The following is a 24,249-nucleotide window of genomic DNA, read 5'->3' on the forward strand; positions in this document are numbered from 1 at the left end:
GGGAGAGGCAGAGGCCGCCTCCGGCGGCCGTTCTTGACGTAAGGACGCCGAAGCAAAGCTTCGGCTACGTCGCATCGAAAGATGCGATCCGGGTGAGGGATTACGCTGCATCACGTTTGCCGCGCCCCCTCACCCGGCGCTTTGCGCCGACCTCTCCCCGTCGGGAAGAGGTGAGCCGCACTCAGTCGGCGGTCAGGATGTCCGGCTCCTTGAAGTTGTTCACATCGAGCCCGTGCTTCTTCAGGAGCTCCATATGCGTGCCGGCCTTCTGCACCTCGATCAGGGCGGCGAGCACGGCGTCGCGGAATTTCGGCTTGTCCTTGGGGACGGCGATGCCGACCGAGTACGGAATCGTCACCGCGATCGCCTTCTCCAGCTTGTCCGGATAGGCTTTGACGGCACTGTCGACGGTGTTGACGTCGTTGACATAGGTGTCGGCGCGGCCGGCGAGGATCGCCTGGATGCAGTTGGCGTTGTTGTCGTAGAGCTGGATGGTCGGCTCGGCCTTGCCGGCCTTCTTGCACTCGGGGATCAGCGCCTGGATCAGGGGCACCTCGACATAGCCGGTGTTTTCGGCGGCGGCGGCGCCGCACATCGACATGTTGATGCCGTTGATGCCCTTCGGATTGCCCTTGGCGACCAGCACGCCATCGAACACCTTCGAATAGGTGATGAAGTCGGCGGCCTTGGCGCGCTCCTTGGTGGCATAGATGTCGGAAATGACGATGTCGGCCTGCCCCGCGGCGAGCGTGGTCAGGAGCGCCGCGAACACCACGGGCTTGTAGGTCAGCTTGAAGCCGAGGCATTCGCCGATGGCTTCGCCGAGATCGATGTCGAAGCCGATATATTTGCTGGGGTCCTTCGGGTCGATCGTCTCATAGCCCGGCGTGTGCGGGTTGATGGCGTTGACGAGCGTCTTGCCCTTCCAGTCCGGATATTTCTCCTGGAGCGCGGCGCAGGCGGCGGGTGCGGCCGCCTGCGCGCTCAGCGGCGCGGCGGCGACGAGGCCGACAGCGATGGCGGCGCCGAGCGCGACCTTGCGCCATGGCAAGGCGCGCGACATCCCCCGCGTGTGGGGCATTACCCGTGTCTCCATCTCCTGCTCCTTCGAATTGCCATGGCTGTGGCCATGTTCCAGATCTCGGGAGGGAGCCTAGGTGGAGGGCGAGCTGAAAAGCTTGTCCGCGGGCGTACAAAAAATTGGACGGAGGGGGCCCGCGATTTGGGCAAGCGGCTGCACAAAAACTGTTCGGAGCCGAGGCGCGCTACGGCGCACCATTCCGGATTCGGACGAACCAAATCATTCCAGATGGCGCAGCGATCTGTACAATCCAGGAATCATCTGACAGGTTTTCTGACAGATATGTGACGGATTCTAGCGGAGATAAGGCGCCGGGCTGGCGCATCTATTTTCGGTACCCACAGCAATTCCACAGCCTGTCCGCAGCATATCCACAGCGCCACCATGCCGGATTCGCGAGCCGCTGCGGGCCACTTGCTGCGCACAAACCCACAGGCCAGCCATGTCAGCCGCCGGCCTGGTCGAACACGGTGCGGCAAGCCTCGCTCAAGCTTGACCGGTTACGGCGCAGGCAGGCCGTGATGGCGCGGACGTTCGGGATCTCGCCGGCACAGAGCCGGTAGACGTCGGGGGTGCAAGCCCGGCGCTGCTCCGGGGTTCCCTGCTGCGCATTCGCGGCGCTCGCGAACAATGTCAGGAACAGCCCGAGCGTCGAGGCGCGGCGCGCCCGGCTTTTCACAGCGGCGAACCGCAAGAACCTTGCCTTCATGACCAAGTCTCCTGTCTGCCCGTCCCGGCCTGCATTGGCCTGACCTGCGAAGGGGTAGGAGAAATAAATCGCGGAGAATGTGATCTCTTTCACACGGCCAGCCCGGCGGGGCCGCCTAGGGTTCCCGCGGGGATTTCGAGGGGCTTTTTCAGAAATCGCTAACCAACCGGGACCCGATCGGCCGATCGTTAAAATGCGAACGATCGGCTCAATCGGGTAACAAACCGGCTTTGCGACATTGCGCCATCCGCGTTGTGCGAGGGTGTGATGAGCGAAGCCGAATTCAACTTGATGCTGGATGCCGTCCGGGACGCCATGATCAACGAAGATTTCGCACCCGTGCCGGAGCAGGACTTTGCGCCTCGCTCATGGTCGTACGCTGCAACACCCAAAGCCGCCAACGACAACGAAGGCGCCTGGCCCCTGCTGCCGTTTCCCGACGGCTGGTACGCGGCCTCCTGAGGCCGGCTTCGACGTCAACCGATGCGCCCGCTTCCGCGGGCGTTTTGCTGTCAGCCCCCAGGCTGCAGCGATCAGGTCTTGACGTGCTCCTTGCCGTCCTGGCGCACCTGGTCGGGAGCGGCCGGCGGAAAGATGCTGTCATAGATCGCGCGCGCCTCGGCAATGAGGCGAGCCCGCTCCAGCTCTGATTTCGGGACAAACCGGACGATGTCGCCCACGTGATCTCCAGCGCTTGTTGATGGCATTTGCATCCCTTCGCAGATGCGAAGTCTATGCCATCCGGCCTGAATCGGGGGTTTCCTGGGGGCCCCGGGCAAACCCGGTGTGCCCGGCCGGACAAGCCGCGCTGCATGGCTCCGCGGGAGCCTGCGGCGAAATCAATTTGTCCTGGGATATCAGAGGGTTGCGATGGAGGCCACGACCAGAATTGAACTGGTGTACACGGTTTTGCAGACCGTTGCGTAACCACTCCGCCACGTGGCCCCGTAAGGGCGGACCAATATAGGGGATCAATGGCTTAGGCAACCCCGACCGGGCGGTTACGCCTTCGCGCCGCCGAGATATCGGCTGAGGATCTCATCGGTGGACCCGGCGGCCGTGATCCGCCCCGCCTCCAGCAGGATCGCGCGGTTGCAGGTGCTCTTGATGAGGTCGACGTCGTGCGAGGCCAACACCAGGATGCCGGCGCGGGCGACGATCTCGTCCAGCCGCTGCCGCGCCTTCTTGCGGAATTGCTGGTCGCCGACGCCGATCCATTCGTCGAGCAGCACGATCTCGCCCTCGACAGCGGTGGCGACGGCGAAGATCAGGCGCAGCATCATGCCGCTGGAATAGGTCCGCAGCGGCAGGTCGAGCCGGTCGCCGAGCTCGGTGAATTCGGCGATCTCTGCCCGCCGCGCGTCAATCTCGGCCCGCCGCGCGCCGATCACGAGCCCGCGCCGCATGATGTTCTCATAGCCGGTCGCCTCCTCGTCGAAGCCGGCCTGGAGGTCGAACAGCGACAGGCAGCGGCCGTGGACGTCGACGCTGCCCGCGGTCGGATGGTAGATCCCGGCGAGGACGCGCAGCAGCGTGGTCTTGCCGGCGCCATTGGCGCCGACGATGGCAAGGCGGTCGCCGGCGCGGATGTCGAGGCTGACGTCGCTCAGCGCGGAGACGATGCGCGGGACTGCCGCCGTCCTGCGCAGCGTCACCGCGTTGACGAAGCGGCTGCGCAGCGAGCGGTCACGGAACGACAGCACGGGAAAGGTCACCGCGACGTTGCGGAGCAGGATGTGGGCGGCAAGGCTCATGCGCGCCTCATAGCCAATACGCCACGCGGTGGCGGTAGCGCGCGTAACAGAACAGCCCGACCACGGTGACGACAATTGCGTAGATGACCCCGAGCAGCCATTGCTCCGGATCGGTCGGCTGCGACAGCAGCGGCCGGCGCACCAGGTCGAGCAGCGTCGCGAACGGATTGACGCGGGTCAGCCAGGAGAACGCGGTGCCGCGCACGGTGTCCTCGGTCCAGATGATCGGCGTCAGGAAGAAGACGAATTGCAGGCCGCTGACGATCGCAGAGCCGATGTCGCGAAAGCGCGCGCAGAGCATGCCGAGGATGACCGAGCCGCCGAGCAGCACGGTGAGCAGGATCGCAAAACCGGGCAACGCGAGCAGCATGGTCCAGTGCAGCTGCCACGGCATCACGGTGTAGAGCAGGACGACGATCACCAGGTGATGGGCGAAGATCAGGACGTTGCGCGCGATCATCTGGAGCACGTGCACGACCAGCGGCGCCGGCACGGCCTTGATCAGATGGCCTGAGGCCACGAAAATGTTGGAGCCCTCCTGAAGCGTGGTCGCGATCAGGGTCCAGACGATCAGGCCGACGGCGAAGGTCGGCAGAAAGCTGCTGATGTCCTGCTTGAACAGCGCCGCATAGACCGTGCCGACGCTGGCGATCGTCGCAGCCAAGGTCAGCGTGATCCAGAGCGGGCCGATCACGGTGCGCCGGTAGCGCAGCGAAATGTCCATCAGCGCGAGCGTGCCCCAGCGATCGAGCCGCGTCGCCTGGGCCAGGATCTCTCTCGTTGCGAGCTGAATGCGACTGCCCCTTCCGCGTCCGGTTTTCCGATGCTGCACTGGGATAGCAGGCCGATCGGCCGACCGTCTTTATCTGCCCGCCCCCTGTGCAGCAATCAACCGTATGGGGGAAGACGGCCGAAGTCAGGCGCGCTTGCGCCGATAGTCGCGCCTGCGGCCCTTCGGAGCCGGCTTTGGCGCCAGTTCCGGCATCTCGGCCTGGACCTCCCGGTAGCGTGCCAACATCCGTTCAAAACTGGCGTGCAGGGTCTCGGCGATGTCGGGGCGCCGTTCGAGGCCGGCCAGAACAGACGCGGCCGCCTCGATGGTCGAGAGCCCGTCCTTGCGTGGCTCCTTGCGCAGGTGCCCGTAGCGCGACGGCTGCGCCGGATTGAGGATCACGCGCTGGCATTTCAGCATCCAGGGATTGCGCCACCATAGCGCCTTGGCCTGGCTCCAGGTGCCGTCGAGCAGCACGACGCCTTCGAGCTTGCCGAGGCGCTCGCGCTGCTTGTCGGCGACCCCGCCCTTGCGGTCGAGCGCCACGATCTCGGCCTCGGTCTCAAGGTCGGCGGCGCGCGCCGAGCCGAGATAGAGCACGGCCCAGTGCGAGGCGTTCTCGACCGGTCGGCCCAGCGCCTTGGACAGGCTCGGCCAGGACAGGCCGACGCGCACCATGGCATCCGCAAAGTGCCTGGCCAGCAGCCGTGCGGTGCCGAGCGCCCTGTCCTGCTCCTGCGGATGCTGGAGGATCAGGAGAGAGAGGCGGTTTTCAACCGGCGTGACGCTGTCGCAGATGCACAGCGGCAGCGGCTTCTGGCAGTGCGGGCATTCGGGGATCTGTTCGGGCGCGGCGGCTGTGGGGTTCGACATGGCCGCCGCTATACGCTTTGCGCCGGCCTTCAACAACCTATTCCGCCGGCGCGGCCAGCGGGCGCGGCTGCGAACGCCGGCGCAGGCGGTCGATCAGCAGGTAGATCACGGGCGTCGTGTAGAGCGTCAGGATCTGCGAGACGAACAGGCCGCCGATGATGGTGATGCCGAGCGGACGCCGCAGCTCGGTGCCGGGCCCGGTTGCGATCACCAGCGGAATGCCGGCGAACAGCGCCGCCATGGTCGTCATCAGGATGGGACGGAAGCGCGCCTGGCAGGCCTCGAAGATCGCCTCCGCGGAGGACAGGCCGCGCTGGCGCTCGGCATCGAGCGCGAAGTCGACCATCATGATGCCGTTCTTCTTGACGATGCCGATCAAGAGGATGATGCCGACGAAGGCGATCACGGTCAGCGGCGTGTTGGTGATCTGCAAGGCCAGCAGCGCACCGAGGCCGGCGGACGGCAGCGTCGAGATGATCGTGAGCGGATGAGCGAGACTCTCGTAGAGCACCCCGAGCACGATATACATTGCGACCAGCGCGCCGAGGATCAACAGCGGCTGGCGGCCGCTGGTCCTGGCGAAATCGCCGGCATTGCCGTCGAAGCTGCCGCGGATGCCCTCGGGCATATGCAGCTCCTCGACGGCGCGCTGGATGTTCTGGGTCGCGGTCTGGAGCTGCACATCGGGGAGCAGGTTGAACGACACCGTGGTCGAGGGGAACGACTGCGAATGATAGACCGCGAGCGCGGCGAGCCCGCGCGTCACCCGTACCACCGCCGACAGCGGCACCTGCGCATCGCCGGAGCCTGCGACATAGATGCGGTCGAGGTTGGAGGGATCGACCTGGAATTTCGGGTCGATCTCGAGCACGGTCATGTATTGGTTGCGCTGGGTGTAGATGATCGAGATCTGGCGCTGCGAGAAGGCATTGTTCAGCGCGTTGTCGATGTCCTGGACGCGCACGCCGAGCGCCGAGGCCTTCTGGCGGTCGATCGACAAGGTCAGCTGGAGCCCGCCGGGGTCGCGGTCGCTCGAAATGTCGGTGATGCCCTCGACGCTCTCCATGCGCTTGGCGACGATCGGGGCCCATTTCTGCAACAAATCGAGATCGGTCGAGGACAGTGTGTACTGGTAGTCGGAATCGCTCTGCCGTCCGCCGGCGCGCACGTCCTGGGCCGCGAACATGAAGAGGCGGATGCCGGGCACCGGGAACAGCGCACGGCGCAGACGGTCGATCACCACCTGCGTCGAGACGTGGTCGCGTTCCTCCGGCGGCTTCAGGCTGATGAACATGGTGCCGCGGTTCGAGGTCGCGGCCCCCGGCCCCCCGCCTCCGCTGCCGACCGTCGAACCGATGCCGGCCACGGCCGGATCCTGCATAACGATGTCGGCGAGCCGCTGCTGCAGGCCCAGCATCGACTGGAACGAGATGTCGGCCGAGGCGCGCGTCGCGCCGATGACGAAGCCGGAATCGTCGGTCGGGAAATAGCCCTTGGGGACCTTGATGTAGAGCGTCACCGTTAGCGCAATGGTGGCGAAGAACACCAGCAGCGTCAGCAGCGGATATTCCAGCACGTTGCGCAAGGAGCGGGCATAGAAGCTGACGATGCGCGACAGAGAGCCCTCGATCAGGCGGTCGAACAGCGTCGCCGAGCCGGACGTGGTCTGCTTGATGTAATGGGCGCAGATCATCGGCGTCACCGTGAGCGACACCAGCGTCGAAACCAGGATCGCGAAGGTCAGCGTCAGCGAGAATTCGCGCAAGAGACGGCCGACGATGCCGTCCATGAAGATCAGCGGCGTGAACGCCGCGATCAGCGACAGGCTGATCGAGACGACCGTGAAGCCGATCTGCCGGGCTCCTTCGAGCGCCGCCTGCATCGGCCGCATGCCGTGCTCGAGATTGCGGAACATGTTCTCGATCATGACGATGGCATCGTCGACCACGAAGCCGACCGAGATCGCGAGCGCCATCAGCGACAGATTGTCGATCGAGAAGCCGGCCACCCACATCCCGGCGCAGGTGCCGGCCAGCGCCAGCGGCACCGAGATGCCGGCCGCGATCGTCGGCGTGACCCGGCGCAGGAACACGAACACCACGACCATCACCAGGACGGCGGTCGCGAGCAAGGTCCATTGCATGTCCAGCACGCTGGCGCGGATCGTCGAGGTGCGATCGACCAGCGTGGAGATCTCGACGCCGGCGGGAATCCATTGCTTCAGCTCGGGGATCAGCGCCTTGACCCGGTCGACGGTATCGATGACGTTGGCATCGCCCTGCTTGGTGATCTGGATCAGCACGGCCGGCTGCTTGTTGAACCAGGCGATGGAGCGGGCGTTGCGGACGGAGTCTTCGATATCGGCGACGTCGGAGAGCCGGACGAAATTGCCGTTCGCGCTCTTGACGATGATGTCGCGGAACTCCTTCGCCGTGCGCATCTGCTTGTTCAGCGCCAGCGTCTCGCTCTGGCGCTCGCCGTTGAAGATGCCGACCGGGCCGAGCGGGTTGGCATTGATGATCGCGGTGCGGACGTCGTCGGTGGCGATGCCGGCATTGGAGAGCGCCACGGGATTGAGCTGCACCCGCACCGCCGGCTGGTCGGCGCCGCTCACGGTGACGTCGCCGACACCGGGAACTTGCGAGATGCGCTGCGCGAGGACGGTATCGGCGACATCGTAGATCGCGCTGGCCGACAGTGTCTTCGAGGTCAGCGCCAGCACGAAGACGGGCGCGCCGGCGGTGTTGGCCTTGCGGAAGCGCGGCAGCGTCGGCAGGTCGCTCGGCAGGTCCACCAGCGCGGCATTGATCGCCGCCTGCACGTCGCGCGCGGCCTTGTCGATATTGCGGCCGATGTCGAACTGGAGCTGAATGTTGGAGACGCCGAGCGAGCTCGTCGAGGTGATCTGGTTGATGCCCGAGATCTCGCCGAGCCGCCGCTCCAGTGGCGAGGCGACCGTCGCCGCCATGACGGACGGATCGGCGCCCGGGCGGCTGGCCGAGACGAAGATGGCGGGAAAATCGACGTTCGGGACCGAGGCGACGGGCAGGAACTCGTAGGCGACGACACCCAGCAGGAACAGCCCGATCGAGAGCAGCGTGGTCGCGACCGGACGGCGGATGAACGGCTCCGAGATCGATGCCATCACTGCATCCCCTCGGTTGCCCCGGCGACCGGCGGGCCGCCTGATGCAGCCGGCGGCAGCGCCTGCTCGAGCCGGCGGTTGATGCGGTCGAGCGCGAGGTAGATCACCGGCGTGGTGTAGAGCGTCAGGAGCTGGCTCAGCAGCAGGCCGCCGATGATGGAGATGCCAAGCGGAAAGCGCAGCTCGGCGCCGGTGCCGCTCTCGATCGCCAGCGGCAGCGCGCCGAACAGCGCGGCCAGCGTCGTCATCATGATCGGTCGGAAGCGCAAGAGGCACGCTTGCACGATCGCTTCGTCCGGCGGCATGCCCTGCCCGCGCTCGGCCTCGAGCGCGAAGTCGATCATCATGATCGCGTTCTTCTTGACGATGCCCATCAAGAGGATGATGCCGATCAGGCCGATCACCGAGAGATCCTGCCCGCACAGCAGCAGCGCCAGGATGGCGCCGACACCGGCCGAGGGCAGCGTCGAGAGGATGGTGATCGGGTGGATGTAGCTCTCATAGAGCACGCCCAGCACGATGTAGATCGTGATCACCGCGGCAAGCAGCAGCCAGGGCTGCCCCGCCAGCGCCTTGGCGAATTCGGCGGCATCGCCGGCATAGACGCCGACGATGCTGTTGGGCATGCCGATCCGGGTCTCGATCGTCTTCACGGCCTCCACGGCGTCGCCGAGCGCTGCGCCCGGCGCAAGGTTGAAGCTGAGCGAGATCGCCGGGAACTGGGCCTGGTGCGAGATCGCGAGCGGCGCGGTGGTGCGTTTCAAGGTCGCCACGGCCGAAAGCGGCACCTGCGCATTCGGCGCACCCGCGGTCGCACTCGCGGCGCCCGGCAGATAGAGTTTTGACAGCACCGAGGGGTCGCGCTGGTACATCGGCAGCGCCTCCAGCACCACGCGATACTGGTTGGCCTGGCCGTAGATGGTCGAGACCTGGCGCTGCGCGAACGCATCGTTCAGCGTATCGGTGATGCCCTGCAGGCTGACGCCGAGCTGGCCGGCCCGGGTCCGGTCGACGTCGAGCTGCGCCCGCAGGCCGCCCTCCTGCGCCTCCGAGGAGACGTCGCGGAACAGGGGATCGCGCCGCATCTCCGCGACCAGCTTGCGTGCCCATTCCGACACCAGCACCGCGTCCGTGCCTGTCAGCGTGTACTGGTATTGCGAGCGGCTCGACTGCGTCGAGATCTGCACGTCTTGCACCGGCTGGAAATAAACGGTCATGCCGGGAATGCCCGCGACCTTGTCCTTGAGCCGGGTCACGACGACCGCGACATCGTCTCGGCGCTCGCCACGCGGCCTCAAGGTCATCACCAGACGGCCGACATTGGTGGTGGGGTTGACCGAGCCCGCGCCGATCACCGAGACGACGCCGACCACATCTGGATCGGCCTTGATGGCGTCGGCCGCCTCGGCCTGCCGCTTCTGCATCTCTGCGAACGAGACGTCAGGCCCCGCCTCCGTCACCGCCGTGATCGAGGCGGTGTCCTGGAGCGGCAAGAAGCCTTTTGGCGCGACCACATAGAGCACCAGTGTTGCGGCCAGCGTGGCGAAGGTCACGACCAGCGTGAGGCGCTGGTGCTGCAAAACCACCAGCAGCGTGCGGTGGTAAAACTCGACCGTGCGGTCGATGAAGCGGCTGATCGCAGCAAGGCCCGGCACCGCCAGTTCCTCATGCGCATGCTTGAGCAACCGCGAGCACATCATCGGCGTCAGCGTCAGCGAGACCACCGCCGAGGTCACGACTGCGATCGTCAGCGTCAGCGCGAATTCGCGGAACATGCGGCCGACGAGGCCCGACATGAACAGTAGCGGGATGAAGACCGCGATCAGAGATACCGTCAGCGAGATCACGGTGAAGCCGATTTCGCTGGCGCCCTTCAGCGAGGCCTCCATCGGCCCGTCGCCATTCTCCATGTGGCGGACGATGTTCTCGATCATGACGATGGCGTCGTCGACGACAAAACCAGTGCCGATGGTGAGCGCCATCAGCGACAGATTGTCGAGGCTGAAGCCGGCGAAATACATGATGCCGAAGCTGGTGATCAGCGACAGCGGCAGCGCCACGCCCGCGATCAGCGTCGCCCGCAACGAGCGCAGGAACAGCAGCACCACCAGCGTCACCAGCACGACGCTGAGGATCAGCGTGAACTGCACGTCGCGGACCGAGGCGCGGATGGTGACGGTGCGGTCGGAGACGATGGTGAGGTTGACGCCGGCCGGAATGGCGCGCTGGACTTTTGGAATTTCGGCGCGGATCTGGCTGACGACGTCGATCACGTTGGCGCCGGGCTGGCGCTGGATGTCGATGATGACGGCGGGCGTGCCCTGGTACCAGCCGCCGGTGCGATCGTTCTCGAGGCCGTCGACGATCTGCGCGACGTCGCCAATCGTGACCGGCGAGCCGTTACGGTAGGCGATGATGACGGGTCTGTAGGCATCGGCGGCGGCGATCTGGTCGTTGGCGGCGATGATGTAGGATTGCTGCGCGCCGTCGAGCGAGCCCTTCGGACCCGAGACGTTGGCATTGGAGATCGCGGTGCGCAGATCTTCCATGGCAATGCCGTAGGAGGCAAGGCGCGCGAGATCCGCCTGGATGCGCACGGCCGGTTTCAGCCCGCCGAGCACCGAGACCCGTCCGACGCCGGAGATTTGGCTCAGACGTTGCGCCAGCAGCGTATCGGCGATGTCGCTCATCGCGCGCAGCGAAATCGTGTCGGAGCGCAGCGCCAGCGTCATGACCGGCGCATCGGCCGGGTTCACCTTGGCGTAGGTTGGCGGGTAAGGCAGCGTCTTCGGCAGCACGCCGGCGGCAGCATTGATCGCGGCCTGCACGTCCTGTGTCGCGCCGTCGATATCGCGGTTGAGATCGAACTGGAGCGAGATCTGGCTGACGCCGAACGAGCTCGTCGAGTTCATCGCCGACAGCGACGGGATCTGGCCGAGCTGCCGCTCCAGCGGCGCGGTGATCAGCGAGGCAATTACGTCGGGGCTCGCACCCGGCAGCTGCGTCGTCACCTGCACGGTCGGGAAATCGACCTGCGGCAGCGCGGAGACCGGCAGCGCGAAATAGCCGAGCAGCCCGCCGATCAGCAGGGCGACGCCGAGCAGCGAGGTCGCGATCGGCCGGCGGATGAAGGGTTCGGAGACACCCATGGGATCTGCCTGCCGCGTTAAGCGGCTGTTGTCGGGATCATGGCTGCTTGGCTCCAGATCCCGGTTGCTCAGCCCCAGTCCCCGGAGCGGGCGCCGGCCCCGTCTGGCCCTTCTGGTCGCCCTCGCTGCTGCTCCGCTTGGCGCGGAACTCGCCGTCCTTGCCTTGACCGTCCTTGGCCGGCCCGTCCTTCTTCTGGCCATCCGGCGCGCGCGTGCGCTTGCGCGGGGCGAGATCGGCTGACGGGGTCTGGTCGTCACGGCCGATGATCACCTTGGAGCCGTCGGACAGATTGGCAAAGCCCGTCGTCACGACCCGGTCGTTCGCCGACAGGCCACTGGCGATCACGGCATCATGCTCGTTCTGCTGCGTCACCGTCACCGGCTTGGCCGCGACGACATTGTCCGCGCCGATGACATAGCTGAAGGTGCCGATCGGGCCGCGCTGCACCGCCGAGGTCGGCACCACCAGCGCCTGCGTCAAGGTCTCGACCTTGAGGCGGACATTGACGAACTGGCCGGGCCAGAGCTGGTAATGGGCGTTCGGGAATTCCGCCTTGAGCTTGAGCGTGCCGGTGGTCTGATCGACCTGGTTGTCGATGCCGGTGAGCTTGCCGGTGTCAATCACGGTGACGCCGTCATTGCCGAACACGTCGACCGCGAGCGGCCCCTTCGCCGCGGCGGCGTTGACGCGCATGATCTGCTGCTGCGGCAGGCTGAACCACACCGCGATCGGCTGCAATTGCGTGATCACCACGAGGCCCGTCGTATCGGCTGCGTGGATGATGTTGCCCTGGTCGACCTGGCGCAGACCGGCGCGGCCCGAAATCGGTGCCACGATCTTGGTGTAGCTCAGCGTTGCCGCCGCATTGTCGATCGCGGCCTGATCGGCCTTCACCAGCGCCTCGGTCTGCGCGACCAGCGCACGCTGGGTGTCGGCCTGCTGCTTGGAGCCCGCGTTGGAGGCCGCAAGCTGCTCGTAGCGCGTGAGGTCGATGCGCTGGTTGGCGAGCTGTGCCTGGTCCTGCGCCTTCTTGGCGACCGCCTGGTCATAGGTCGCCTGATAGAGCGCCGGATCGATCTCGCCGAGCACGTCGCCCTTCTTGACGTCCTGTCCCTCGGTGAAGTTGACCGCGATCAGCTTGCCGTCGACCTGCGAGCGCACGGTCACGGTGTTGAGCGCGCGGATGGCGCCGACGCCGTCGAGATAGACCGGCACGTCCTGGATACGCGGGGTCGCCGCCAGCACAGGCACCGGCAGGTCCGGCCGCTGGTTGCGGTTGTTGGCCTGCGGCTGCTGGTGCATGACGATCCAGCCGACATAGAACAGGCCGCCGAGGATCGCGAGCGTGATCAGGGTCATGACGAAGCCGCGGCCGCGCGATCGCTTCACCGTGCCCTCCTTCGCACCTTGCTTGTCATCCGGCTTAAAGAGCATTGACCGGTTTCTCCATCCGCGGCTCCCAGCCGCCGCCGAGCGCCTGATACAGGCTGACGATCGCGAGAAGCCTTGCGAGTTGCGCCTGCGACAGCGCGTCTTCCGCCGTGAACAGGGTGAGCTGGGTGTTGAGCACGGTCACGATGTCGGCGGTGCCGGCCCGCAATTGCTGCTCGGACAGGTCGAAGGCGCGCCGCGAGGCGTTGAGGACATCGCGCTGCAATTGCAGCTTGATCGTGGTCTGCTTGATCGAGAACAGCGCGTTGTCGACGTCGGTGAAGGCCTGAACGATGGTCTTGCGATAGGTCTGGAGCAGTTCGTCCTGCCGCGCCTTGGCAAATTCGAAATTGCCCAGAATCTTGCCGCCGTCGAAGATCGGCTGCGTCGCGCTGCCGACGAGCTGGAAGAACGCCGCATGCGGCTGGAACAGCGACACCAGCGCCGAGCTCTGGTAGCCGCCATTGCCGGTGAGCTGGATGGTCGGAAAGAACTGCGCGCGGGCATTGCCGACGTTCGCGGTGGCGGAAGCGAGCTGCGCTTCCTGTCGGCGGATGTCCGGCCGCTGTGTCAACAGCTCCGACGGCAGGCCGGGCGTGACGCGCGGGATCGCGATGTTGTTCAGCGAGCCGCCGGCGAGGCGCACGCTCTCCGGCGGTCGCGACACCAGCACGGCGAGCGCGTTCCGGTTCTGGTCGAGCGTCTGGCGCAGCGGCGGCACCAGCGCCTTCTGGTTGGCGAGCACGCTCTCCTGCTGGGCGACGTCGAGATCGGTACCGGTGCCGGCCTTGCGGCGTTCCCGGACCGCATCGAGGATGCGCTGCGCGCTCGCAATGTTACGCTGCGAGGTCCGGATGCGATCCTGCGAGGCCAGGACCTGGAAATAGGCGTTGGCGACGCCGGCGAGCGTCGTCAAAGCGACGGTATCGCGATCGAAACGGTTGGCATTCGCCGTCTCTTCCGCCGTCTGCAGCGCATCGCGGTTCTGGCCCCAGAAATCGAGCTGGTAGCTGGCGCTGAGCGAGGCCTGGTAATTGACGACCTCACGTCCGCCATTGGTGAGGCCCGAGGCTGACGAGCCGGATGTGCGCGAATAGGTCTCCTGCCCCGTGCCGGACAGGCTCGGCAGCAGCGCAGCGCCAGCCTGCCGCGCCTGCGCGTCGGCCTGGACGATGCGCGAGACCGCGGCGGCGATGTCGAGGTTGACGGTCTGCGCCTCCTCCATCAGCTGCGTCAGCTCCGCCGAGCGGAAGCCGCGCCACCAATCCAGCGACGGCGGCGCATCGCCTTTACCGGCATATTTATAGGTCGTGGGAACGTCGAGCGCGGGATCCGGAAGATCCTGCGTCAGCACGCAGGCGCCCGAACCCGTGGCGAGGCACAGCACCGCGAACCAGCGCGCCGCCCGGCGCGTCCGGAACGAAACACCAAGAGACCGCCGCATGGCGATCACCGGAACTTGCTGTGTCACATCCACCCCCCGCCGGGCAGATCGAGCCGCCACCGCGCAGCCGGATTAGCCGATTCGCGGGCGGACAGTCGGGGGGCGTTCGGCAACTCGTTCACAGGTGATGCTTTCTGCGGAACCTTGAGCCTCATACTAGCCGGGCGCGGAACAAGGGGACAGTCCCGCAGGTGCGAAGCGCACAGCCGAGCGTCGTGATGTCGATGTCGCAAAAATGCAAGATATCCCTGTCTTGCAGTGGCTTTTCGCATCGGCGAAACGTCCGGAAGCACGCGCAAGCTTACCAAGATTTCATGTGATATTAGCGCCACACCGATGCCGGAGCCATCGCCGGTCGGCCTCGCGGGCCTTAAACGGCGCACGGCTCCGGCCGAAGGTTCGCAGGGAGAGTTGCACCGGCCACCACCGCTGCGAGGAGGGTTCCGAATTTGACACGTCCGGGGGCAGATAGCGATCATCGGGGCTGGCATTGCCGGCAATGCAGCCGCGCGTCAGCCTCTGCGCAGATCAACGCTCCTGCGAGCGTCTAACCTTGGCGCGCAAAGACCAATTGGCGGACGTCGATCTTTCCGGCCGTGAAGCCCGCCTCACAGTAGGACAAATAGTATTCCCATAGTCGTCGGAATTGGTCGTCGAACCCAAGGGCGATCAGATCGGCCCAAGCCTGGCCGAAATTTGCTCGCCAGATTGCAATCGTCTTCGCGTAATCCTGTCCAAAGACGCGCTCATGCCTTATGGGGATTTCGAAGCGTTCCCCCAACGAGCGCAAGACAGCAGCAGAAGGCAGCATGCCCCCTGGGAAGATGTACCGCTGTATGAAGTCTACCCGACGCCGGTAGCTGTCGAAGAGGTCGTCCTGGACGGTGATCGTCTGGATACCCGCCAGCCCGCCCGGCTTAAGCCTTTGACGCAGCTGATCGAAGTATGTGGGCCAGAACTGCTCGCCGACGGCTTCGAACATTTCAATGGAGGCAATGCGATCGAATTGGCCCGTTTGGTCCCGATAATCCTTTAGCCGGATCTCGACTTTTTCGGCAAGCCCGGCTTCGTGGATCCGTCGGCGGGCGAAGTCGTGCTGCTCCTTGCTGATGGTCAGTGCCAGGATGCGGACATCACGCGTCTTCGCGGCGAATTCGGCGAATCCTCCCCAACCGCATCCGATCTCGAGCAGGCTTTGGCCGGGCTGCAAATCGATGTCCTTCGCCAGTTGCTCGTATTTATTTCGTTGCGCGGCGGCGAGGTCCGTCGTCTCGGCCGAGAAAAGAGCCGATGAATACGTCATGCTGGGATCGAGCCACGCAGCGAAGAACTCGTTTCCGAGATCGTAGTGCTTATGGATGTTTCGCTTCGATCCCTGCCTGGTGTTGCGACGCAGGTGATGAAGTGCCCGCCGGCAGAGGCGGACCAGCATGTTTCCGGCAAAGGCGCTGCCGACCAGGTCCTCGTTGAGACAGAATACGTACAGAAGCTGGGCGAGATCTGGCGTGGTCCAGTCGCCTCGAAAATAGGCCTCGGCCATGCCGATATCGCCGCCGATGACGAGACTCCGCGCGAACTTGTAATTCCTCAGCTCAATCGTGGCCGACGGACCTGAAAGCTGCCCTCGCAACGTGACCATCCTCTGATCGGGAAGGCGCACATGAAGGATGCCGCATCGAAGTTGTGACGCAAGGCGCAACACGAGCCGGGCGAAGAAGGGGACGCCATCAAATTGAACGGCGTGATGGGTCGCTGCCAGGTCCATTGTTCAGATCTCGCGTTGTTTGAAACGAGGCACGTAAGGAACACCTTTCAGCCAGAGCCGCATCGCTTCCCAGTGAATGGCTGCGACTACCTTCAAGGTCAGAAAAGGCAGACCAAAGAGCGCCACCAACAAGGAGCGGTTCGTCAGAGCACGGCGTCGCCCGCAAAATGCTGCGGCAAACATCGCGCCCTGTGCGCTGCTCTGCAGGATACGCACGCTCACATCCTGTTGCGGTGGACAAACGCTGAAGCGGTAACTCGTTTCCATTTCCATGAAGGGCGAGACATAGAACGCCTTTGCATGGCTTTGGCGGATCGTCGAGCTTGCACGGTCCTCTTGCACGGGCAGAATATAGGAATGCATCTCGCCGAAGGTGTTGCGGACTTCATAGATCAGCAGTGAAAGATTGCCCGACGCGCCGTAGCAAAAATATATCGAGAGTGGATTGAATACGTAGCCAAGGACCCTGGGATAGCAGAGCAGGAGGACGCGGCCCATGGAAAGGTCGATGCCGCGTTCCGCTGCGAGGCGCCGGGCGTACTGGCTGAGGCCCGCGATCTTAGCGTCCCCGTGATCGCGCTCGTGGAAGCTGAAGGGCGCCGCCCGATTGATGCCGAACAGCCACGACTGGCGATCCGCCTGCTTCAGCCGGTCGAGGTCGATCAGCAGGCTCATCACGCGGTAGGTGAATCTGTGGTGCACGGGGCGCCATCGCGCGTGCATCACTTTGCCCCAATAGAGCGCGGCGGGTGCTGTCGTGTCGTTGGCCCTGATCGGCTTCGTTCGGAGCATCGGCGTTACTCGGCCGCCTCGGCCAGCAACGAATCCGACCGGCGCCAGGGAACCTCGCTGCCAAGCGCCTCGGCAACGGAGATACCGGCTTGCAGACCGTCCTCGTGAAAACCGTAGCCTGTCCAGGCGCCGCAGAACCAGGTGCGGCGGCGCCCTTGGATCGCTGGGAGCCGCCGCTGCGCCGCGAACGCAGCCAGGTCATATTGGGGATGGGCGAAGGTGAATTTTCCAAACGTCAGGTGTGCCGCCGGTTCGAAGGGCGGGTTGAGGCTGACGAACAAGGGTTTGCGCTCGTCGATGGCCTGCAGCCGGTTCATCCAATAGGTAACTGCAACGTCGTTCTGGGCCGGCGTTTGCCGCGGCCAGCGCAGGAAGTTCCAGGAAGCCCATGCCTGACGCCGCCGGGGCATCAGACTGGGGTCACGATGCAGGTAAATGGTGTTCGGGGCGTATCTGATTGCTCCGAGAATGGAACGCTCAGGCGCATCGGCATCCGACAGCGTGGCCAGAGCCTGATCGCTATGACAAGCCATGACAACGGCATCGTAACTTTCCACGCCGCCGTGACTGTCGCGAACGGTCACGCCATGCCCTCCCCGGTCGATCGATGTGACCGCGCAGCCTAACCGCATGTTGCGTTTGAATGAAGCAGTCAGCTTGTCGACATAGCGCCGGCTGCCGCCCTCCACGGTACGCCAGCGCGGCCGATCGAGATTCAAGAGCCGGTGATTGTCGAAGAACGCGACGAAGTTTTCTGCCGGAAAGGACAGGATGTCGTCCGCTGAGGACGACCAGATCGCCGCGCCCATCGGGCCGAGATAGTCGGAGAACAGGCGTGGCCCGAAGGATTGCCGGCGCAAATACTCGCCGAGCGTCAGGCTGTGCAGCCGGCCGGCGCGCAGATCGGCGACGCTCTGCCTGTTGAATCGCATGACCTCGGCCAGCATGCGAAAGTATGAAGGGGACATGAGGTTGCGTGGTTGTGCGAAGAGTCCAGAGACCGTTTGAAGCGCGGTCTCGCCGCCGCCGCGCCATTCAAATCGACCATGATCGCCCGACATGGCGAAGCTCATGCACGTCTCAACGGTCTTCACGCCCAGATGCGCGAACAGCGAGGTCAATTGCGGATAGTTGGTCTCGTTGAAAACGATGAAGCCGACATCGACGTCAATGGGCTCGCCGTCATAGTCGATGTGGACGGTATGACTATGCCCGCCCGGCTGCAACTCACGCTCGTAAACGGTGACTGCGTAACGTTTCGACAGGAGCCACGCGGCCGCATTGCCGGCAATTCCCGTTCCGATCACGGCCAAACGCATCCTTATAGCCCCCGTCAGCTACGGCTCTTCAAGCAACTATCAGGAAACGTTTGGCGAAACGGCTCGGATCACATCTGCTCGCCGAATCGAGGCGCCATAGCGAAACCCGGTCCTCAGATGAGCGTATCGACAGAGGTCACTTTTGGTGAGGGTATGATTCTCCTGCACGCTCAAGCCATAGTCTGCATTGGGCTGGCCCTCAGCGTTTTGATGGGCCTCGCCTGGGTCGTTCAGCAGCGCACGGGTAATTCCGGCTGGGTCGACGCAATCTGGTCCTACGCGACCGGGCTCGTGAGCGCGGCCGCTGCGTTGTGGCCACTTGACGACGGTTCCCCGGCCCGTCGGGGACTCGTCGCAGCGCTCGTGCTGCTCTGGTCGGTGAGGCTCGGGACGCACATTGCGCGCCGTTCCGCAGCCGGCATCGACGATCCCAGATATGCGAATTATGCGCGCCAATGGGGCCCTGACGCTCCCCGCCGGATGTTCCTGTTCCTGCAATCACAGGCGCTGGTTTCGGTCCCGCTGCCATTCGCGGTCTTCCTCGCGGCGCATGCGCCGGAGCCTGGACTGCGATTGCTGGACTACGCCGGGATGGTCATCATCCTCATTGCCATTGCAGGCGAGGCCTTGGCGGACCGCCAGTTGCGGCGCTTCAAGCGTCGCCCGTCCAACGCCGGCCTTGTCTGCGATGTCGGCCTTTGGCGCTGGTCGCGTCATCCGAACTATTTCTTCGAATGGCTGGGCTGGCTGGCGTATCCAGTCATCGCGTTATCGTCAGGATATGCCTGGGGATGGGCCAGCCTGGCGGCGCCAGCCATCATGTACTGGATATTGGTCCACGTGACCGGCATACCGCCACTCGAGGAGCAGATGCTGCAATCGCGCGGCGACCGATACCGTCAATATCAGGCGCGGACCAGCGCATTTTTCCCATGGCCGCCGCGATGACCCGGTGTTTCGGCGGAACGATGCGGGCTCCTCACCCGGTGGAAAGCTGCCGCTGTGATCCGCCGCGGCGTGTGGGACGTTAACCCGACAGCCAAACCGGTCAGCAGGCCGAATGCACAGCAACGAGAAACACCGACATGAACCTTTTCCTGACCTATCTTGCGGTGGCCGTGACGTTCGTTGCCGTCGACATGGCCTGGCTCACGACCATGGTTGAAAGGCTTTACCGGCCGGTGCTGGGCGACATGTTGCGGGCGCAGCCGAACCTCGGCGCCGCCTCAGCGTTCTATTTATTGTATCCTATCGGCCTGATCTGGTTTGCCGTCCTGCCCGCACAGCAAGATGGTGGAGCGCTGCGCGCTTTCACGTCCGGCTTGCTGCTCGGCTGCTTCACCTATGCGACCTACGATCTGACCAATCAGGCGACGCTGCGAAATTGGTCGACCGGATTGACGCTTGCGGATGTTTGCTGGGGATCGTTTCTCGCCGGCGCCAGTGCCTGGATCGGCTTTCTTGTCGCGCAAAAGTTAGCGCATTAAGTCTTCGGCTTTGCCTGCGGAATTGATTTCCATCTACGCATTGTCAGGTCAAATATCCTTAGGGCTTCCGAGTTGCTCGAATGCGTCTCTGGTTTCCGCAATCTTGCTGGACAAGGATCTGAAGGCCTCGTGAGCCTGCAGCCGTGCATCCTCGTCGAGCATGAGGCTTGCGAGATCCACCAGCTGATCGCCCATCCGCTCCATCATGGCCAGCAACTGGTCGACACCCGCTGCAGGCTGGTCGGCCGCGGCACGCTCGACGTCCCTCACAATCGCTTCAAGCCTCGAGGTCGAAGAGACGAGCCGGTTTTCCCGGCCGCCTTCGGGAAATTCGATGATCTCTGCGTCCATGCCCGCGTCCCCGCCGGCTTCAGGCTGCGGCCGTCGTGGCAAGGCAATCCTTGCGTACCGCCAGAATGGTTCGATGCAGCCAAGTCTTGATCGTGCCGACCGGCACACCGAAACGCCGGGACAGGCTCGCGCGGCTCTCGCCTTCGAGATAGGCCAGCGCGACAAGCCTGCGGCGATCTTCCGGCAAGCGGGCTAACGCTCCACGGGCAAGGGGTTCGGCGCTGGCATAGTCGAACTCCTCGGCCTGCGACGGCGCCGTCGCTGCCGGGACCGCGAGTGCCTCGTCCAATTCGACGCTCGGCTGTCGTCTTGCCCGCAGATGATCGATTGCGGTGTTCCGAACGATCGCGGACATCCAGGTCATCGCCGATGCCCGACCGCAATCGAACCGGGCAGCGTTGCGCCAGATCTTCAGGAAGCTTTCCTGGAGGATATCATCGACGTCGTCCGGCGCGGCACCCACCGCCAGCGCAATCCTGCGCAGCCTGCCGCGCGTCATCGTATGGAGCTGTGCGAAGGCACGGGTCTCGCCCGCGGAGACACGCGCGAGCAGTCCGCGCAACGTCTCGCTCTGCACCTGAATTGGCAGGCCGGAGGCCATGTCCTGTCTCCCTTGCGTTTCCTTACGAAACGCTTGGGGCGCAGCCTCGGATCACTTGGCAGGCGAAGGGTGAAGCAGGTCAGAGCCGCACGAACGGCGAGATCAGCCGGCCGAGCAAACCGTTCATGCGCAAGTCGCCGGTCATCGCGACCAGGCAGAGGCATGGGCCTTCGTCGCCGACGATGGGACGGTGATCAATCTCATCGTCGCCATAGTCGAAATCCCCGGGGCCAAAGCGCCCGCCCTCATGGCTGAAGCTGCCTTCCAGGACGAGGGTCAGCTCGGTGCCGGTGTGGGTGTGCTCGAGCATGCGCGATCCCGGCGCTGAGCGAAGCAGAAAGGCGCGCGCTTTGCCTGGGCCGGACAGCTCGATCGGTCGCAGGCTGAGACCCGGCGCGACCCGCCGGCGCCTGCCGATGCGATATTTTCGCAGGGCCGGCGGAACATCATCGTCCGTGCTCGACGCCAGTGGAGGCGTAGCTACCCGCTTCGGAGCCTCGTCAATGCGCGACATCACGCGGTCGAACGCGTCCGGTGCGATCGGCACCGGCTCGACATTCTCCAGCGCGGCGCCCGCAAGCTGCTCGATGGCCTGCACGAAGCGCGCGCAGCGCCTGCAATTGGCCACGTGAACCTCGACGACCAGCTTATGGGCCTCTTCCAGCCTGCCGGCCGCGAAATCGGCCAGAAGATCTTCCGGCGGATGATGGGTGATCGTCATGCTTCTTCGTCCAAAATGTCGCGCAGCCGGTTCATCGCCAGCCTGATCCGTGACTTGACTGTTCCAAGCGGAATTCCCAATGCGCTCGCGATTTCCGGGTGTGGCCTTTCTTCGATGAATGACAGCACCACCACCCTGGATTGCTCTGGCGAGAGTTGCTGGATCGCAGAGGTGATCCTTGCCGCATCCTGCCCGCGTGAAATCAGGATATCGGCCGTCTCGGTTTGATCCGGTGCATCAGGCGGGTCAGCTGCCGTATCCAGGCGCTCCGCACGCGCTTTGCGTCGGAACAAATCGATCCGCAGATTGCGCGCGATCGTAAAGATCCAGGCAGGCGCGCCGGCGGTCGCAGGATCAAATTGGTGGGCCTTCCGCCAGACGGCGATCATGGTGTTTTGAGCGATCTCTTCCGCCTCATCGAAGCTGCACCCGGCCTTGAGCATCAGCCCCTTGACGCGAGGCGCGAAGTGCTCGAATAGACGCTCGAAAGCCTCCCGGTCGCCCTCGGATGCGACGCTTCCGATCAAATCAGCCCAGTCCACCTTCGCCTTTAGCCTTTTGCTCGCAATCGTCAACGGCCGTGCCCCCCCGCGGGGCATATCGGCCCTGGCGGCGGTGATTGGCACAGTTAAAGCTCGGATAGCAGCGACCATACATGCTCGACAAGCGGCTTATCGGGGTATGAACGTTCGTCAGACGGCCATGGATCACTCGCCGAAGCGGCTACATATAAATTGCCGTCCCTCCGAAGGTGCCAACTTTGCGCCGCTGCCATCGCAATTTTGAACGGTGATGAGGGGGCGGCTGTTTCTAACGACGGTCGTATTCTTCATTGCGACGGGATTGGGCTATCTTTGTCTCTTGGAGACCGCCATTGCAGGCCAATATCGCCTGATTGACCCTGCCCGCCGCAGAGCATCAGTGCATCCTTCAATTCGCCTCGCTGCAGTGCAAAAGCCTTTCCCTTTCGCTTCCCGCACAATAGGTTCGGACCAACCGGATCAAACCCACCGCAAGCGACTTTTAGTGATATGACCATTCGAAACGACGTTGTCGAAGCCATCGGCAACACCCCGCTGATCAAGCTCAAGCGCGCCTCGGAATTGACCGGCTGCACCATCCTGGGCAAGGCTGAGTTCATGAATCCCGGCCAGTCGGTGAAGGACCGCGCCGGCAAGTGGATGATTTTGGAGGCCGAGAAGCGCGGCGAGCTCAAGCCGGGAGGTCTGGTGGTGGAAGCAACCGCCGGCAACACCGGCATCGGGCTTGCCGTCGTCGCCGGCGCGCGCGGCTACCGCACGCTGATCGTCATCCCCGAGACGCAGAGCCAGGAGAAGAAGGATTTTCTCAAACTGTGCGGCGCCGAGCTGCTGGAATCGCCGGCACTGCCCTACTCCAATCCGAACAATTACCAGCATGTCGGCCGCCGTCTCGCCGACGAGCTGCGCAAGACCGAGCCGAACGGCGTGCTGTTCGCCGACCAGTGGAACAATCTGGACAATGCCAAGGCGCATTACGACTCGACCGGCCCCGAGATCTGGCAGCAGACCGGCGGCAAGATCGACGGCTTCGTTTGCTCGGTCGGCAGCGGCGGCACGCTCGCCGGCACCAGCCGCTATCTGAAAGAGAAGAACAAGGACATCCGGATCGCCTGCGCCGATCCGCATGGCGCCGGCATGTACGAATACTTCCGGACAGGCGACCCCAAGGCGACGCCGGGCGGCTCGATCACGGAGGGCATCGGGCTCGGCCGCGCCACCGCCATCGTCGAGAGCGCGAAGGTCGATGACGCCTATCTCATTCCCGACGCCGAGGCCGTGACGGTGATCTATGAGCTGCTCCAGCACGAAGGCCTGTGCCTCGGCGGCTCCAGCGGCATCAACATCGTGGGCGCGATGCGGCTCGCCAGGCAGCTCGGGCCCGGCAAGACCATCGTCACCGTGCTCTGCGATTCCGGCAGCCGCTACCAGTCAAAGCTGTTCAACGCCGACTTCATGCGCGCCAAGAACCTGCCGGTACCGGAATGGCTGGAGAAGCGCAGCAACATCAAGCTGCCGTTCGTCTGAGGCGGATTGGTCGCGGCCAGTTGAGTTAGGTGTAGCGCTTGCGGTCAGCGCAAGATCTGGCTCAAGAACAGCTTCGTCCGCGCATGCTGGGGCGCCGCAAAGAACTCATTCGGCGTGTTGGCCTCGATGATCTGGCCCGCGTCCATGAACACGACGCGGTTGGCGACCTCGCGGGCAAAGCCCATCTCGTGGGTGACGACCAGCATGGTCATGCCTTCTTCGGCGAGGTCGACCATGGTGTCGAGCACTTCCTTGACCATCTCGGGGTCGAGCGCCGAGGTCGGCTCGTCGAACAGCATCACCTTCGGGTTCATGGTCAGCGCGCGGGCGATCGCGACGCGCTGCTGTTGGCCGCCGGACATCTGGCCTGGAAACTTGTTGGCCTGATGCGGGATTTTGACCCGCTCCAGAAATTTCATCGCGGTCGCTTCCGCATCCCTCTTGGGGATGTTGCGCACCCAGATCGGCGCCAGCGTGCAATTGTCCAGCACCGTGAGATGCGGGAACAGGTTGAAGCTCTGGAACACCATGCCGACCTCGCGGCGCACCGCGTCGATATGCTTGAGGTTCGGCCCGAGCTCGATCCCGTCGACGACGATCTCGCCCTCCTGGAATTCCTCAAGCGCGTTGATGCAGCGGATCAGCGTCGACTTGCCGGAGCCCGAAGGGCCGCAGATCACGATGCGCTCGCCCTTGTGGACATCGAGGTCGATGTCGCGCAGCACGTGAAACTCGCCGTACCATTTGTTGAGGCCGGTAATCTTGACGATGGGGTCGGTCATGGTGAG

Annotated in this window: 22 protein-coding genes and 1 tRNA gene; 4 read left to right on the top strand and 19 right to left on the bottom strand. The window is 64.4% G+C overall.

Translation table 11 applies throughout. The annotated features are described in order from the left end of the window. Window positions 1–181: 181 nt before the first annotated feature. Together HYH08_RS27230 and HYH08_RS27235 are read right to left on the bottom strand one after the other, a co-directional pair. A complete protein-coding gene (locus HYH08_RS27230) occupies window positions 182–1,081 on the bottom strand; it encodes an ABC transporter substrate-binding protein (protein WP_502788922.1) in 900 nt (299 codons plus the stop codon). A 445-nt stretch (window positions 1,082–1,526) separates the two neighbouring features. Next, complete coding sequence (locus HYH08_RS27235) at window positions 1,527–1,790, bottom strand: hypothetical protein (RefSeq protein ID WP_220012910.1); 264 nt, start codon at window positions 1,788–1,790, stop codon at window positions 1,527–1,529. Between the two features lie 267 nt (window positions 1,791–2,057). On the opposite strand from HYH08_RS27235, the gene HYH08_RS27240 reads away from it, so the two are divergent. Further along, window positions 2,058–2,252: a hypothetical protein gene (locus tag HYH08_RS27240; RefSeq protein WP_220012911.1), complete on the top strand. Its 195-nt coding sequence runs from the start codon at window positions 2,058–2,060 to the stop codon at window positions 2,250–2,252. Window positions 2,253–2,323: 71 nt separating this feature from the next. On the opposite strand, the gene HYH08_RS27245 is transcribed toward HYH08_RS27240, so the two are convergent. From HYH08_RS27245 to HYH08_RS27300, 12 genes are all read right to left on the bottom strand, one after another. Next, window positions 2,324–2,470 carry a hypothetical protein gene (locus HYH08_RS27245; RefSeq protein ID WP_220012912.1) on the bottom strand — a complete coding sequence of 49 codons (147 nt, stop codon included), beginning with the start codon at window positions 2,468–2,470 and terminating at the stop codon, window positions 2,324–2,326. 191 nt (window positions 2,471–2,661) lie between these two features. Then, window positions 2,662–2,735 (bottom strand) — tRNA-Cys (locus HYH08_RS27250). A 56-nt stretch (window positions 2,736–2,791) separates the two neighbouring features. Next, window positions 2,792–3,544, bottom strand: a complete 753-nt coding sequence (locus tag HYH08_RS27255) for an ABC transporter ATP-binding protein (RefSeq protein WP_220012913.1) — start codon at window positions 3,542–3,544, stop codon at window positions 2,792–2,794. 7 nt (window positions 3,545–3,551) lie between these two features. Continuing rightward, a complete protein-coding gene (locus tag HYH08_RS27260; RefSeq protein WP_502788883.1) occupies window positions 3,552–4,376 on the bottom strand; it encodes an ABC transporter permease in 825 nt (274 codons plus the stop codon). 84 nt (window positions 4,377–4,460) lie between these two features. Then, complete coding sequence (locus HYH08_RS27265; protein WP_220012914.1) at window positions 4,461–5,189, bottom strand: tRNA-uridine aminocarboxypropyltransferase; 729 nt, start codon at window positions 5,187–5,189, stop codon at window positions 4,461–4,463. Between the two features lie 37 nt (window positions 5,190–5,226). After that, entirely contained in the window at window positions 5,227–8,334 is a 3,108-nt protein-coding gene (locus HYH08_RS27270; protein WP_220012915.1) for an efflux RND transporter permease subunit, read from the bottom strand. Beyond that, the gene (locus HYH08_RS27275; RefSeq protein WP_220012916.1) at window positions 8,334–11,483 is read right to left on the bottom strand and encodes an efflux RND transporter permease subunit; all 3,150 of its coding nucleotides are present in this window, start codon (window positions 11,481–11,483) and stop codon (window positions 8,334–8,336) included. The genes HYH08_RS27270 and HYH08_RS27275 overlap by 1 nt, the downstream gene beginning before the upstream one ends. Window positions 11,484–11,520: 37 nt before the next feature. Continuing rightward, entirely contained in the window at window positions 11,521–12,918 is a 1,398-nt protein-coding gene (locus HYH08_RS27280; protein WP_220012917.1) for an efflux RND transporter periplasmic adaptor subunit, read from the bottom strand. After that, window positions 12,908–14,392 carry an efflux transporter outer membrane subunit gene (locus tag HYH08_RS27285; RefSeq protein WP_220012918.1) on the bottom strand — a complete coding sequence of 495 codons (1,485 nt, stop codon included), beginning with the start codon at window positions 14,390–14,392 and terminating at the stop codon, window positions 12,908–12,910. The genes HYH08_RS27280 and HYH08_RS27285 overlap by 11 nt, the downstream gene beginning before the upstream one ends. A gap of 514 nt (window positions 14,393–14,906) precedes the next feature. After that, on the bottom strand, window positions 14,907–16,124 hold the full coding sequence (locus tag HYH08_RS27290) for an SAM-dependent methyltransferase (protein ID WP_220012919.1): 1,218 nt from the start codon (window positions 16,122–16,124) through the stop codon (window positions 14,907–14,909). A 3-nt stretch (window positions 16,125–16,127) separates the two neighbouring features. Then, window positions 16,128–16,916, bottom strand: a complete 789-nt coding sequence (locus tag HYH08_RS27295) for a DUF1365 domain-containing protein (protein ID WP_220012920.1) — start codon at window positions 16,914–16,916, stop codon at window positions 16,128–16,130. Between the two features lie 5 nt (window positions 16,917–16,921). Beyond that, window positions 16,922–18,235, bottom strand: coding sequence for an NAD(P)/FAD-dependent oxidoreductase (locus HYH08_RS27300; RefSeq protein ID WP_220012921.1), 1,314 nt, complete (start codon window positions 18,233–18,235; stop codon window positions 16,922–16,924). A 153-nt stretch (window positions 18,236–18,388) separates the two neighbouring features. Here HYH08_RS27300 and HYH08_RS27305 point away from each other — a divergent pair, with 153 nt between their 5' ends. Together HYH08_RS27305 and HYH08_RS27310 are read left to right on the top strand one after the other, a co-directional pair. Then, the gene (locus tag HYH08_RS27305; protein WP_220012922.1) at window positions 18,389–19,183 is read left to right on the top strand and encodes a DUF1295 domain-containing protein; all 795 of its coding nucleotides are present in this window, start codon (window positions 18,389–18,391) and stop codon (window positions 19,181–19,183) included. 137 nt (window positions 19,184–19,320) lie between these two features. Continuing rightward, window positions 19,321–19,722, top strand: coding sequence for a DUF2177 family protein (locus HYH08_RS27310; protein ID WP_220012923.1), 402 nt, complete (start codon window positions 19,321–19,323; stop codon window positions 19,720–19,722). A 48-nt stretch (window positions 19,723–19,770) separates the two neighbouring features. On the opposite strand, the gene HYH08_RS27315 is transcribed toward HYH08_RS27310, so the two are convergent. The 4 genes from HYH08_RS27315 to HYH08_RS27330 form a co-directional block, all read right to left on the bottom strand. Next, window positions 19,771–20,073 (bottom strand): hypothetical protein, encoded by a 303-nt coding sequence (locus HYH08_RS27315; protein WP_220012924.1) that lies wholly within the window; start codon window positions 20,071–20,073, stop codon window positions 19,771–19,773. Window positions 20,074–20,092: 19 nt separating this feature from the next. After that, window positions 20,093–20,674 carry an RNA polymerase sigma factor gene (locus tag HYH08_RS27320; protein WP_220012925.1) on the bottom strand — a complete coding sequence of 194 codons (582 nt, stop codon included), beginning with the start codon at window positions 20,672–20,674 and terminating at the stop codon, window positions 20,093–20,095. Between the two features lie 79 nt (window positions 20,675–20,753). Then, complete coding sequence (locus tag HYH08_RS27325) at window positions 20,754–21,395, bottom strand: ChrR family anti-sigma-E factor (RefSeq protein WP_220012926.1); 642 nt, start codon at window positions 21,393–21,395, stop codon at window positions 20,754–20,756. After that, window positions 21,392–21,937 carry a sigma-70 family RNA polymerase sigma factor gene (locus HYH08_RS27330; RefSeq protein WP_220013025.1) on the bottom strand — a complete coding sequence of 182 codons (546 nt, stop codon included), beginning with the start codon at window positions 21,935–21,937 and terminating at the stop codon, window positions 21,392–21,394. The genes HYH08_RS27325 and HYH08_RS27330 overlap by 4 nt, the downstream gene beginning before the upstream one ends. A 489-nt stretch (window positions 21,938–22,426) precedes the next feature. Between HYH08_RS27330 and HYH08_RS27335 the strand changes: the two genes are divergently transcribed. After that, window positions 22,427–23,461: a cysteine synthase A gene (locus tag HYH08_RS27335; RefSeq protein ID WP_220012927.1), complete on the top strand. Its 1,035-nt coding sequence runs from the start codon at window positions 22,427–22,429 to the stop codon at window positions 23,459–23,461. A 44-nt stretch (window positions 23,462–23,505) separates the two neighbouring features. On the opposite strand, the gene HYH08_RS27340 is transcribed toward HYH08_RS27335, so the two are convergent. Further along, window positions 23,506–24,243 (bottom strand): amino acid ABC transporter ATP-binding protein, encoded by a 738-nt coding sequence (locus HYH08_RS27340; RefSeq protein ID WP_228748091.1) that lies wholly within the window; start codon window positions 24,241–24,243, stop codon window positions 23,506–23,508. Window positions 24,244–24,249 lie beyond the last annotated feature (6 nt).

Origin of the sequence: Bradyrhizobium sp. BR 10289 (assembly GCF_019455385.1) — a bacterium.
GTDB lineage: Bacteria > Pseudomonadota > Alphaproteobacteria > Rhizobiales > Xanthobacteraceae > Bradyrhizobium.

Coding starts and splice junctions, on each gene's coding strand:
- HYH08_RS27230 (WP_502788922.1), bottom strand. CDS start 1,081: ATGCCCCACACGCGGGGGATGTCGCGCGCCTTGCCATGGCGCAAGGTC.
- HYH08_RS27235 (WP_220012910.1), bottom strand. CDS start 1,790: ATGAAGGCAAGGTTCTTGCGGTTCGCCGCTGTGAAAAGCCGGGCGCGC.
- HYH08_RS27240 (WP_220012911.1), top strand. CDS start 2,058: ATGAGCGAAGCCGAATTCAACTTGATGCTGGATGCCGTCCGGGACGCC.
- HYH08_RS27255 (WP_220012913.1), bottom strand. CDS start 3,544: ATGAGCCTTGCCGCCCACATCCTGCTCCGCAACGTCGCGGTGACCTTT.
- HYH08_RS27265 (WP_220012914.1), bottom strand. CDS start 5,189: ATGTCGAACCCCACAGCCGCCGCGCCCGAACAGATCCCCGAATGCCCG.
- HYH08_RS27270 (WP_220012915.1), bottom strand. CDS start 8,334: ATGGCATCGATCTCGGAGCCGTTCATCCGCCGTCCGGTCGCGACCACG.
- HYH08_RS27275 (WP_220012916.1), bottom strand. CDS start 11,483: ATGGGTGTCTCCGAACCCTTCATCCGCCGGCCGATCGCGACCTCGCTG.
- HYH08_RS27280 (WP_220012917.1), bottom strand. CDS start 12,918: ATGCTCTTTAAGCCGGATGACAAGCAAGGTGCGAAGGAGGGCACGGTG.
- HYH08_RS27290 (WP_220012919.1), bottom strand. CDS start 16,124: ATGGACCTGGCAGCGACCCATCACGCCGTTCAATTTGATGGCGTCCCC.
- HYH08_RS27295 (WP_220012920.1), bottom strand. CDS start 16,916: ATGCTCCGAACGAAGCCGATCAGGGCCAACGACACGACAGCACCCGCC.
- HYH08_RS27300 (WP_220012921.1), bottom strand. CDS start 18,235: ATGCGTTTGGCCGTGATCGGAACGGGAATTGCCGGCAATGCGGCCGCG.
- HYH08_RS27305 (WP_220012922.1), top strand. CDS start 18,389: ATGATTCTCCTGCACGCTCAAGCCATAGTCTGCATTGGGCTGGCCCTC.
- HYH08_RS27310 (WP_220012923.1), top strand. CDS start 19,321: ATGAACCTTTTCCTGACCTATCTTGCGGTGGCCGTGACGTTCGTTGCC.
- HYH08_RS27315 (WP_220012924.1), bottom strand. CDS start 20,073: ATGGACGCAGAGATCATCGAATTTCCCGAAGGCGGCCGGGAAAACCGG.
- HYH08_RS27320 (WP_220012925.1), bottom strand. CDS start 20,674: ATGGCCTCCGGCCTGCCAATTCAGGTGCAGAGCGAGACGTTGCGCGGA.
- HYH08_RS27325 (WP_220012926.1), bottom strand. CDS start 21,395: ATGACGATCACCCATCATCCGCCGGAAGATCTTCTGGCCGATTTCGCG.
- HYH08_RS27335 (WP_220012927.1), top strand. CDS start 22,427: ATGACCATTCGAAACGACGTTGTCGAAGCCATCGGCAACACCCCGCTG.
- HYH08_RS27340 (WP_228748091.1), bottom strand. CDS start 24,243: ATGACCGACCCCATCGTCAAGATTACCGGCCTCAACAAATGGTACGGC.